We start from the raw sequence: 12755 nt of genomic DNA on the forward strand, positions 1-12755 counted from the left end.
ACTTCAGACTCAATAATTTTTAATTCTCAATTACTCTCAAGCTCTGCAGCGAATGAAATGAGCGATCTGCAGTGAGCATAGCGAACGATCTTCAGCACAGCGATTTTATTAGTATCCTAAGTTTGTTCTTGATATTCTGTACTTAATAAAATCATCTAATACTTGGAGGAAATCGAACCACAAAAGAGCACTAAAAAGCACTGAAGTATATAATTCCACTTTGTTTATATCTGTGAAATCTGTGGATGAATCATATATGTATATAACACATCTGCGGAGCCCGAAACTATACTACCGCATTGGAATGCGGGGCTCCCAGCTTTTGCGGAGTCTGCAATAGGGTGCCAATTGCAAATCGGCGCTCCCAGGCTGCTGCCGCAGTGGCGGTTAACATTAGTTTCGAAGTTGGATTCCGTATTGGAATGCGGTACTCCTAGCTGCATTTTAGATAAAAAAAAGATTTTTTTTGAGCTCAGTAGTCACTTCCTTCAAACTTAGCACAATTATGGGCTAAGTTTAAAAAATGTGGAAGCTACGCATGCGTAAACAATTTAGTTTAGTTGAGATTTTAGTTAAGTCGTGCGTCTTGAGCAAATGAGAATATATTTAAATAACTAATCGGAATTAGAATCATGAAATCAAATATCAATCGACGACATTTCCTGCGGGGCTCCGGAGCTTTTATTGCCCTTCCTTTATTAGAGTCAGCGAGCTTTAAAGCCTTTGCTTCTGCAGCTGATAAGAAAACACCTATGCCGCCTAAAAGGCTGGCTTTCATGAGCATGGGTTTTGGTGTGACTCAGGAAACATGGTACCCGAGCAAAGACGATGCCGGGCTAAACTACAAAGTACCAAAGGGTTTAGCGCCTCTCGCAAAGAATCAGAAAGACTTTACTTTCGTGCAGGGCTGTGAACACAAGAATTCACGTCAGGCACACTGGGGCAGCACATTTTGGTTAACAGGTGCCAATCAGTATGGCACACCGGGTCAATCCTTTTCCAATACCATTTCTGCTGATCAGGTAGCTGCGGCCCAATCTGGCAAATACACCCGTTATTCTTCCATACAATTAGCTTCCGATGATACTAATGGCTCGGGGCACGGGCCAGGGGCTTCATTGGCCTGGGATCAAAACGGTAAGCCCGTCTCTGCCTGGAATTCTCCTTTGCAGGCTTATCATAACTTGTTTTCAGCTGATAAGCTTCCCATTGAGCAGCGCAAGGCTTTATTGGCTGAAAAGCGCAGTATCCTGGATTCTGTTCACATTGAAGCTAAAGATATTCAACGTTCTTTGAATAAATCGGATAAAGACAAGATCGGTGAGTACTTCCAGGGCATTCGCGATATTGAAACTCGTTTGAGCAAAACTGAAGCATGGATGAATGTTCCCAAGGCAAAAGCTCCTTTTGGCGCACCCGCTGATGGATTAAGTGGACCTGAGGAAATTGAAACTATGTATAAAATCATGATTGCAGCTCTGCAAACTGACAGTACTCGCGTGATTACCTACCGCCAGCCTCTTAAGAGGTTCATTGGTGGCAACCCTCATGCAATGAGTCATTATGCACCTGGTACGATTCAGGAAGAGGCGTCAAAAGCAAGAGATTTGGCTCAGTCAAAATTACTCAATGGTCTTATCAACCAACTAAAAGCGACTAAAGAAGTCGATGGTTCCAGCCTCTACGATAATATTGCTTTGGCTTTCGGATCCAATATTCGCTCTATTCACTATTTAAGTAACTGCCCAACCATTCTTATGGGTGGAGCGGCTAATATAAAACTTGGTCACAATATGGTTCTGGAAGAAGGAACCCCTCTTAACAACGTATGGTTAACCATGCTACACGGAGTAGGTGTAAAGGTTGATAGTCATGGTGATAGTACTGGTATTGTTAAGGAGCTCCAGGTATGAAGAAAGTTTTAACTGGTTTATCCTGTTTGATTATGGGCTTGAGTACTCAAGCTGAAAAACCCCAAGCTATTTTACCTGAAAAAAACTTTGACTTCCTGGCAAATTACTGCCTCAACTGCCATGATGAAGAAAAGCAGGAGGGTAAAGTTAACCTTGAGGATTTGGACTTTAACATAACAACGATTGAGCAGGCCGAGCAATGGCAGAGTGTACTCAGTGCCATCAATGCAGGCGATATGCCTCCAGAAGATAAAAAACAACCTAATAGTCACGAGAAGGCAGATTTCCTGGAAAGTCTATCCGACACCATGGTTACTGCTAGAAAAGTACTTTCAGATAGTGGTGGCAAGATCACCATGAGCCGCCTCAATAAACGCGAATACAAAAATAGTATCCAAAGTTTAGTTGGGGTAGAACTGAATGATAATATTTTGCCCAGCGATGACGGTTCAACTGATTTCGATACAGTGGGGGCTTCTCTCTTCATGTCAGGAGACAAGTTTGAGCAATATTTAAAGCTTGGGCGTAAAGCCATAGATGAATTTTACGAACAAAGAGCTGCCCAGAATGCTAAGCCATTTGTTTTCCGTATAGAGGCTGAAGATATTGGCAATCCCAAATTGAAGCAGCGACTAAAGAAATCCGATGAACTTTTCAAAAAGTTTGAAGCTCTGAAAAAGGCTGTAGACGAATTTGCCGCAAGACCAGAAAATGCCGAAGCAATAGCCAAAATGTCCCAAAAAGATAAAGCTTTTTTAAGGCGCTATTACGAAAAGCTTTCTTATCTCGACGGAGCACCACACCCAAAGGATTTTGGCTTTAAATACAGTCTTGCTAACGCTGCTAAATTCTATGAGTTGGCAAAAAATGATTATGAATACCACAAGCATTTTTACAATTTACCTCACAGAGAAAACGGCACTTATCTTCAACTTAATTATGGAGTAACCAGGCTCGAATTGACCCCTAAAGAAATGCCTATTGGGACTTATAAACTTCGCGTTTCGGCAGGCGCAGTTGAAGGCAGCCCGGCATATCGTAATTTCCTTGAGTTCGGTCACCCCGGTGGTCCCATTGATGATAGAGGGGATTTTGAAGGTTTTCCAATTAAATCAATGCAGGTTCTGGGCTCAGTAACAAATCCCAAAGTTATTGAAACTGAATTTGAGGTGAGACCGGATACTCAGCGCGAATTTGCTATACGCGAAAGACGTCCTACATCCTGGCATGAATTAAGAAAAATTTATCACAGAGAGGTCAAGAAAAACGGTTATGGTCACGAACCAGCAACTTGGGTTGACTGGGTAGAAATAGAGGGGCCTATTGCTAAGCCTCAAGCTGGGAAATTGGCAAAGATCTACGATGCCTATCGTGATAAAGAAGGCTTATCTGATATTCAAAGAGCACGTTATATTCTTACAGAGTTCTCCAAGGAGGCTTTTAGAACCAACAAAGCAAGACCTGAATTTATTGAATCGGTTATGGCTATCTATAAAAATAGGCTGACTATGGAGAAAGATTTTGAACTGGCCATTAGAACGCCATTGAGCATCATCGTTTCCTCTCCACGCTTTATATATAAAAATGAAGTGGGATATGATAAAACACGTCAGTTAACTAACCTTGAAGTCGCGATTCGACTTTCTTATTTCCTCTGGAGTTCGCCGCCGGATCAGGAGCTTTTAAACATCGCACAAAAGCAGCAATTGAGTAATAAAAAAGTCCTCATGCAGCAAGTTGAGCGCATGCTCAAGGAGCCCAAAGCTCATCGATTTGTGGCGGGCTTAACTCATCAGTGGCTGGATATGCAACGTTTGGATTTATTCCAGTTTAGTGTGACGGACTTCCGCGAATTTGATCAAAATTTACGTAAAGCTTCTCGTGAAGAAGTGTATCAAACTATCCTTCACTTACTCCGTTCCAAAGACAACGGTCAACTGCAGAACCTAATCAAAAGTGATTTTGTGGTGGTTAATGGCATGCTGGCAGCTCACTACGGTATGACAGGTATAGAAGGCGATAATTTCCGCACAGTTAAACTTTCAGATAAATCTCCTCGCGGAGGTCTCTTGGGTATGGCAGCGATTAATGCCATGGGCAGTGATGGTATGGAAAGTAGCCCGGTGGAACGCGGTGCCTGGGTACTTCGTTACATGCTGAATGATCCACCACCACCGGCTCCGGCAAATGTACCGCAATTATCCCGCCTAGCTGATAAGAAAATGTCTAAGAAAGAAAAATTAATAGCTCATCAGGAAGAGCCGCAATGCGCTAGCTGTCACCGAAAAATCGACCCCATTGGTTATGGCTTAGAAAACTTCAATGCCATAGGTCAGTGGCGGACAAAAGATAAGCATGCTATTTCGAAGACAAATAAGAAGGGTATTGTCGATGCCTCTGGCGCCTTCCACAAAGGACCAGCTTTTGCCGATTTCTTTGAGTTAAGAGATAGAATTTACGACAAGAAGGATGATTTCGCTCGTGGCTTTACAGAAGCACTTATTGAGTACGGACTCGGTCGCCCCTATGCCTTCACGGACGAAGATTTAGCTCAGCAAATCTTAAGTGCAACAAAAGAAAAAGATTACAACATGCAGGAATTTGTTAAGGCTCTCGTTAGCAGCAAGCAATTCTGGAGCAAATAAAGCCCTTAAAAACTTTGCGAAGTTCGCACTTATTGCGGACTTCGCAAAGCCTTTTTGATATTCAATTTTCATCGCTTGTTATTGAACAGGCTTAAATACAATTTTTTAAAATTAACAAAAGGCGTCACCCCTATATGAAATTCACTTTTTATGCCTCTTTGCTCATGGCCTTTATATGCTCAGCAAATACCAAACCCAATTTTATTTTTATCATGACAGATGATCATGGCTGGAGCCAATTTAGTCATATACCTCACCCGACCATGAAAGAAGCTAAGTCCCAATATCTCGAGACCCCGAACTTAACCCGCTTAGTAGAAGAGGGCATGCGCTTTACGCGTGGTTATTCACCTGCATCACTCTGTACTCCAACGCGTAGAAGTATTTTATGTGGTGCATCGACTGCCCGTAGTGGTACTGAATTTAAGAGTTCTTTTATTCCCCATGAGCACATGACCATGCCCAGAGCCATCAAAATGGCTGATGAAAATTATGTTTGTGCCCACTTTGGTAAATGGGGAGAACACATGGTTTCGACTCCTGAGCAATGCGGCTATGATCTAAGTGATGGTGAAACTGGTAACGTAACGGGTGGGATGGAAGACAAGTTTCAGCCTTATCACATTATGGATGACCCCAAACGAACAAACTCAGTTACTGATAGAACTATTGCTTTTATAAAAGAACAAAAGTCCTCTGGCAAACCCTTCTATGCTCAAGTAAGCTATTACGCAACACACCTCAGTGTTGAACTTGAAGAAAAATCCCTCAAGAAGTTTCAGGGAAAAGGTGAGCCGGATCGTCGTTATACTGCGGGATTCGCAGGCATGCTTCAAGAAACTGATAGAGCTATCGGCCGAATTCTCGATGCCCTAGATGAACTTGAAATTGCCGACAACACGTATGTGATTTTCTCTTCAGATAACGGCGGTCGTGGCGAAATTCCCGGAGCAGCGACAGAAGGTTTAGATCCCAATTATCCTCTCACAGGTTATAAACACACCCTCAATGAAGGTGGCATCCGCGTGCCTTTTTACGTTCGTGGTCCCGGTGTAAAACCAAATTCTTGGAGTCATGAGATCGTTTCGAGTTATGATTTATTGCCGAGCTTTTACGAGCTTGCAGGTGGTACTGAAGCACTTCCGGAAACTGTCGATGGCGGCAGTTTTGTTCATTTGATTCACGATAAAGAGCTCGACCACGTTAAACGTGCTGTGGGTGGTTTGGTTTTTCACCGTCCGCGTCAGCGCGAATCCGTGTACAGCAAGGGGAAATATAAGCTTTTACTCAATTGGAATGGTGAATCACCGGGTCAGGCAGAACTCTATAATACTTTAAGTGATGCCACAGAGAGTAAAAACCTCGCAGACCAATTCCCTGAGCGCGTCGAAGATATGAAGAAGAAACTTGTTCACTTCCTCAAATCAGTTGATGCCGAAACGGTTAAAGACTACCCAAAAATGCGCGCTAAAAAATATTGATATATAAACTAATGTAAATGGATTGCGAAGTAGCGACTTAGTCGCCTAAGTGCTAACTGATCATTAGGGGAAAACCAAGAGGCAGAATTTTCTCAATATATACGCAGTCTAAAAAATCACTGAACCATTTATAATATAAACATAAGGATCACCATGAAATTATTTCTATCAATCATTTTTTGCCTAAGTGCACTAAGCTTTGCTGCAGAAAATGCCAGTAAGGGAGCCAAGAGCCCCATGGTGGTTGGTATTGTCGAAGCTTCTCAAGATGATCATGTGCTGGTGGTGACCAGGGACAAGTTTAAACGAAAGCTTTTATTTAATGAGCAGAGTAAGATTATATACATTGGCTATGATGAAGAGGTCAAAGAAATCAAAGCCAAATGTGGCATTAGAGCTCAAGTCAAAGATGAAGTGATTTCAACCATCTATGTCACTCAGGATATTGGTGTGGATCAACCTGAGCCCACACCGGAAATGGTCAAGATGACAAGCCATGAGCTCTTTGCCGTCGCAGACTTAAACAAAAATGGTAAAATCAGCTATGTGGAGGTTTCCAAAACAATTAAATACTCCCTAAAACACGGTCCCATCACTTTCTCTAAAGTGGATTTAGATAAATCCGGTTCTCTCAATCAAGGGGAATTCGAGGCCTTTCTTGCCAAAACTAAATGGTGGAAGATGTCGCGTAAGTCGCCTCAGGAATGGCTTGACTCAGCTGATCAAGATAAGAACATGCTTCTCTCCAAGGAAGAACTGGCGATTCTTTTGGGGAGTACGGCTCATATCGAGATATTCTTTAGACGAGCCGATAGCAATAAATCCGGCGATATCGACCTAAACGAAATTGCCGCTTTCATAGACACACTTATTTACCCCAGCCTAAAAAAACAAAGATAGATTCTTAGAAAGTCTTATTTAAATCATTAGTCGAATGCCGAAGGTATGACCTAATAAAGCCCAAGGTGTGAGCGGATGTGTAAAAAACATTTCTAATATCTAATAAGGGCTGAAAGCCCGTTAGATTATAGCGTGCACCGAAAGGTGCATGTATCTGTTGATTATAATGTTCACAGGGCTGAAAGTCCGGCACATACAAGTCCTTCTGTCGGTGCGTTGCACCTTTCATACCTTCTCTTATTTAAACGTGCGGCTTTACCGCACGCTGGTATCTATCGGTGCGTTGCACCTTTCATACCTTCTCTTATTTAAACGTGCGGCTTTACCGCACGCTGGTATCTATCGGTGCGTTGCACCTTAAATGTTATTTTTTACACAGACTCGTGAGCCTTGGGGCATATTTCTGGGGAAAGAGAGAATGCCGAAGGTATGAAATAGTTACTTATACCGTCCCGTTGGGACTCATTTTTTATCTATTCTGCCCACACCTAGCACTTGCGTGCTAGGCTGAGTTATGTCGTCCCCTTGGGACTCAAACTGAGTGCCGAAGGCATGACATAATATAGCCCAATGGCGTGAGCCTTGGGATAAGTATATGATTCCCACAAAGAGAATGCCGAAGGTATGATATAGGGATCTATGCCGTCCCCTTGGGACTCAAACTGAGTGCCGAAGGCATGACATAATATAGCCCAATGGCGTGAGCCTTGGGATAAGTATATGATTCCCACAAAGAGAATGCCGAAGCTATGGCATAGGTGTTGATACCTTGGTAATTCTCAGTTTATATAATGGCTTCCTGGCTTAATAGCTTTGAACTCAAAAAAGTAATTTTATCAAAAATTTTTATCTAAAATGTCATTGCTTGTCATGCTTGCAACAATAAAAAGATTAGTTGTGAGAATGATAAGTGACTGTGGTAGCTGCAGATATTTTATAATTAAATTTTTTTAGATGCTGCTGTAAAGAAACTCTTTCCTCTCTCCGTATAAAGTATGAAGTATGAAGTGTGCAAAATGAATTGGATAAAGAATGAATGTGATAGCACTAGGGATTTTATAATTTGTATCTTTGGTGATGATAAAAGATTAAAGATTAAAAAGGCCTTTTTCTAGATTCAGATGTTAAGAATGATCCCCTTCATGGGTATCCTTAGTTTATTGAATCATTAATGATTTCTGATTTTTACTTAAATTAAAGTGAGATCAGCTATTGGCTGGACAAGAGTTTTGTAGAAACGTAATAAAACAAGTGAGTATATAAAAGATGAGAAATCTGAGTATAAGTTTAATCTTCATATCGATTCTAAATGTGGCATTTGCCGCAGAATTAGAATTTGTAAATAAGGATGGAACTAAGTTTAATAGTGAGGGCATTCCTGCACTTATGGTGACGGAGTATCTAAAAGAGCAGGGGAAATTGCTGAAAGATGGGAAATTGCCAAGCAGTGGGCCTCTTACGGCAAATGCCAGGAGGCATGGAAGACCAGTGAAGGGGCCGTTATTTGCGGAGCTTTAGGGGTTTGGAAATACGATAATGAAAGTACTCGCGCGATTTATTTTGAGCCCAAAATGCGGCCCTTGGAAATTCATTCCTGCCAGCCGCTGAAGGATGGCGGCATGCTCATCGCAGCGAATAAAGTTATCCTTGAGCTCAGTCCAGAGGGCAAGATCAAAAAGATGATCAAAATACCTTATTTACGCAGCGAACAACGCCTGCAGATGAAAACAGTGAGAAAACTCAGTGATGGAGGCTACGTCATCTCCGGCTGTGCTCAAAATAAAATTTACCTCTTAAACGACAAGGGCATGGTGACGCGCACAATAGATTTAGATAAAATAGAGCTTCCCGCTAAAGTGCGAAGAATTCATGGTGTTGCCGTATTAGGTAATGGCAATGTGCTAGTCGGAACAGGTTACGGAGCTTCTCTCGTTGAAGTTGACAAGGATGATAAGCTCGTGTGGTCATTGACTGCAGAAGACCTTCCCACCATTGGCTTGAAATATGTGGGTAGTTTTGTCATTCGAGAAAACGGTAACATTATTGTTGCTGCTTATAATAGCGCTTATCCAATGTTCGAAGTCGATCGTGAAAAGAATCTGATTTGGAAAGTGCGCCGCGACAAAGAAAAGGGCATCGATTTGCCAACTGCGGTTAATTTGGCAAGTATAGGTTTTTAATTAAAGCTTTCATTATTATTGATTTACGATGAGCCAAAATATAATTATTTCGGCTCATTTAGTTGATAAGGTATCGCTTTGCTCAAGGTTTCGCGTAGCCTAAGGTATCGCGTATTTCCTCAAGGTCCTAAGAAAATAGAGATCGTATGGCAGCACCCGGGAGCAAGCATTGTCCATCGGCATATTTGAATGCGGATTTGGTGAGTCGTCTATTTGAAGATTTGAAATAGTCGGGAGCGATCGATTCCAATGACTAGAGCAATTGATAATTATAAATGGATAATGACTGAGCTCTGCAGCGAATGGAATGAGCGATCTGCAGTTAGCGAAGCTAACGATCTGCAAGCGAAGCGATCTGATGACTTTTTATACCTAGGAGCAAGCATTGTTAATCGGCAAAATTGATTGTTGGCCATGCGGAATAAGGACTGATCATGCTTGGATCACTAAGTCGAACTTACTAGTCCTAGATATATCTCTAATTTTTTTTTGATTTTTTTATAATACTTTTGTCATATGGGTATTTTTCAGGACAATTTATATGCATACCTATTAACAAATTCATGAGGATGTAATAATGAAGAAAGTACTGAGTGTCTGTTTAGCTGTAATGTTTTCAGCTAAACTTGTGTCGGCAGAAATAAAAATGCCCAAGAAACTAAAATCAAAAAAACCAAATATCGTCTTTTTTCTGACCGATGATCATCGCTTTGATGCATTAGGTTTTATGGGGCACCCCTTCCTCAAAACACCCCATCTCGATAAACTTGCGGCCCAAGGCGCTCACATGAAAAATGCCTTTGTGACCACTTCACTTTGTTCACCGAGTCGTGCTTCTATTCTAACGGGTAAATATGCCCATAGTCATGGTGTGATTGACAATTACAATGATGTTGACCCCACTTTACTTTTCTTTCCGCAATACCTCCAAAAAGTAGGTTATGAAACAGGCTTTATTGGCAAATGGCATATGGGCGATTCCAATGAACCACAACGAGGTTTTGATCACTGGGCGGCCTTCAGAGGGCAGGGTACTTACTACGCAGATGGTCACGGTGCCAGTCGCGTTGTACCACAGAACAATTATGATGGTTATAATGTGAATGGTAAGAAGGTTCCTCAGTTGGGCTACATCACCGATGAACTCACTGACATGTCTATTGACTGGCTCAATAACCGCAAGCAAAAAGAAAAGCCTTTTTTCATGTATGTTTCACATAAGGGTGTGCACTCAGATTTTGTGGCTCGTGATGAAGATAGAGGTATATACAAAGACAAACCTTGGACACCGCCAAGCACTTACGCCAATACTCCTGAAAACCGTAAGAATAAACCCATGTGGCTCATAAATCAGCGCAATAGCCGTCATGGTTCTGACTATGGTTACAACCTCGAAAATTTTGATGTAACTTTTTACTTCAAACGCTATAGCGAAGCACTCATTCCCATTGATGATGCCGTAGGTCGCACAATTGAGCACCTCAGAAAAATGGGTGAATTGGATAATACTTTATTTGTCTACATGGGCGATAATGGTTTCCAGTTTGGTGAGCAAGGTCTCATTGACAAAAGAACCGCTTATGAAGCCTCTATGCGCGTTCCTATGATCATGCGCTATCCAAAAGCCTTCAAGGGTGGAACAGTCGTTGATGAAATCGTAGCGAATATTGATATTGCTCCAACAATTCTCGAAGCGGCTGGCTTAGCAACACCTGAGCAAATGCATGGTGAGAGTTTCTGGAAAATCCTCCAGGGAAAAGAAATTCCCTGGCGTGATTACCTTCTTTATGAATACCTCTGGGAATGGAACTACCCACAAACTCCAACCATCCACGCTGTTCGTGGTGATCAGTACAAGTATATTCGCTACCATGGCGTCTGGGACACAGATGAACTCTATGACCTTGTGAACGATCCTGACGAGAAAAACAATCTCATTAAAGTTCCTGAGCATCAGGAAAGAATCGCCGAAATGAAAAACCGTATGTTCGCTATTTTAACTTCAACTGATGGCAAAAGTATTCCTTTGAAAAAGGATAAGGGACGTCAGTTCTTTAACCGCCTCAAAGGCAAAGCCGAGCAGGGCGAGTTCCCCAAATGGTATTATGATAAAATGATTCCTGTAACTAAATAAGCTTAATTGAGCTGCTTTCGGGTAGCTCTTTTTTTTGTTTTACAGATTTAAGAATTTATACGGATAAAAAATGAAAAAACATTTTAATATACTTTTGCTAAGCTTCTTTTTTGTTGCTTGTCAATCTCAAGAAAAAATTGCCGTGCAAGCAGAGACTAACTTGTTTCCTCTTGAAGGCGTAACTTTGGGGAAAACAACTGAAGATGAGATTAGGTTATTAGGTGAAGAGAGCGACAAATTTAATTATTATAAAGTCAGAGGTCAGAATTTTTGGATTAAGGGAGGCCTCGCAGAACATATGTATGTAACAAGAGGTTCTGAATGGCCGCATAAATGGAGAAACTACAATTTTAGCTGGTATCTAAGTTATGACGAATGGATTGAGGTACTTGAGAATATTGGTTACGAAGTGACCGTTATTGAGCCACCAAGAGTTGATGTGCACAATGATCATCCATCACTTTACGCTAAACTTAGAGCAACTAAAAAAGAAGAAACGACAATTCAGCTCAATTTGGATTTTAGATTTTCTAAAAATACAAAAACAGATCAGCATGGTTCTTTGTGCAGTATAAAAATACGCTCTTTGTAATATACCTGAATGCAAATGTGGGGAGAGGTCTCCCTGCGTTTTTCATTTGATTAAAGATCTAATCTTTTCTTACAAAACATTTAATTAAGGTTTATAGCAATGAATAAAAAAAGTTTATCTTTGCTCTTACTCGCAGGTCTTCTTAATACGGGATGTCAGGTGGATAGTACAAAAAATCCAAAACCGGCTGCACAGACAGTTGAAAAAGCTAGTCCTAAATTGGAACAAGAGCAGCAAGCAAGTGCATTTCTATCGGATGAGTTTAACTCACAGCTCTTTAGTCAGGGAACAATGGTTTATTCAGATGATTTTGATGGTGAGCTTAACAAGAATTACCTACGCTCAAAAAAAATGTATTTAAAAGACGGTACTTTGATTATGGCACCGGCATTTAAAACGAAAGAAGAAGCGATGAAGAAACTCAAGCGGGATCACCATCTCGGCTTGGGTGTAGTTGGCCACCTCAATAAAGTCCCAGAAAAATTTGTCCTACACATGCGTTATAAGTTTGTGACAGACGCCATAGTTCCTGCTAGGCCATCATTTCAGATTGGCCATCACATGATGTCGCTATCCTATAATCCTGAGGGAGGTTATAAACTCATTCTTCCAGGAGAGAAAAAGGTGCCTTTCATCGAAGCCAATGCAGAAATGAAGATCAATGAATGGGTCGATTTAATTATTGAATACCAAAAAGGCAAAATGCTACTCAGTGTTAATGGCCACAGTAAAGTCTATGAGCACCCACAAGTGACTATGGACAACAAAAAAGATAAGTCCGGTCCTAGATTCAGTTTAAAATCAAAAGACGGCATCGAAGAACGTATCGTATTTGATTCCATCAAGCTCTGGCAAGCCGAGTAAGTTCCACCTCGTGCAATTCTAAGGTGAACCGACCCAGCTCTTTAAT

At 41.4% G+C, this 12755-nt stretch carries 9 protein-coding genes; all 9 read left to right on the forward strand.

Features of this window, described 5'->3' with window-relative positions:
• Nucleotides 1–632: 632 nt before the first annotated feature.
• Entirely contained in the window at nucleotides 633–1913 is a 1281-nt protein-coding gene (locus LNTAR_RS13080; RefSeq protein WP_007279184.1) for a DUF1552 domain-containing protein, read from the forward strand.
• A complete protein-coding gene (locus tag LNTAR_RS13085; RefSeq protein ID WP_007279185.1) occupies nucleotides 1910–4558 on the forward strand; it encodes a DUF1592 domain-containing protein in 2649 nt (882 codons plus the stop codon). Before LNTAR_RS13080 ends, LNTAR_RS13085 begins: the two co-directional genes overlap by 4 nt.
• 134 nt (nucleotides 4559–4692) lie before the next feature.
• The gene (locus LNTAR_RS13090) at nucleotides 4693–6039 is read left to right on the forward strand and encodes a sulfatase (protein WP_007279186.1); all 1347 of its coding nucleotides are present in this window, start codon (nucleotides 4693–4695) and stop codon (nucleotides 6037–6039) included.
• Nucleotides 6040–6192: 153 nt separating this feature from the next.
• A complete protein-coding gene (locus LNTAR_RS13095; protein WP_007279187.1) occupies nucleotides 6193–6939 on the forward strand; it encodes an EF-hand domain-containing protein in 747 nt (248 codons plus the stop codon).
• Nucleotides 6940–8250: 1311 nt separating this feature from the next.
• The gene (locus LNTAR_RS27960; RefSeq protein WP_238527764.1) at nucleotides 8251–8457 is read left to right on the forward strand and encodes a hypothetical protein; all 207 of its coding nucleotides are present in this window, start codon (nucleotides 8251–8253) and stop codon (nucleotides 8455–8457) included.
• Between the two features lie 53 nt (nucleotides 8458–8510).
• The gene (locus tag LNTAR_RS26665) at nucleotides 8511–9119 is read left to right on the forward strand and encodes a beta-propeller domain-containing protein (RefSeq protein WP_238527765.1); all 609 of its coding nucleotides are present in this window, start codon (nucleotides 8511–8513) and stop codon (nucleotides 9117–9119) included.
• A gap of 577 nt (nucleotides 9120–9696) precedes the next feature.
• Nucleotides 9697–11253 (forward strand): sulfatase family protein, encoded by a 1557-nt coding sequence (locus LNTAR_RS13110; RefSeq protein ID WP_007279190.1) that lies wholly within the window; start codon nucleotides 9697–9699, stop codon nucleotides 11251–11253.
• Between the two features lie 70 nt (nucleotides 11254–11323).
• Complete coding sequence (locus LNTAR_RS13115) at nucleotides 11324–11845, forward strand: hypothetical protein (RefSeq protein ID WP_007279191.1); 522 nt, start codon at nucleotides 11324–11326, stop codon at nucleotides 11843–11845.
• 99 nt (nucleotides 11846–11944) lie between these two features.
• Nucleotides 11945–12709, forward strand: a complete 765-nt coding sequence (locus LNTAR_RS13120) for a hypothetical protein (protein ID WP_007279192.1) — start codon at nucleotides 11945–11947, stop codon at nucleotides 12707–12709.
• Nucleotides 12710–12755: the final 46 nt, after the last annotated feature.

It is taken from the genome of Lentisphaera araneosa HTCC2155, from assembly GCF_000170755.1.
In the GTDB taxonomy this organism is placed as follows: Bacteria; Verrucomicrobiota; Lentisphaeria; order Lentisphaerales; family Lentisphaeraceae; genus Lentisphaera; species Lentisphaera araneosa.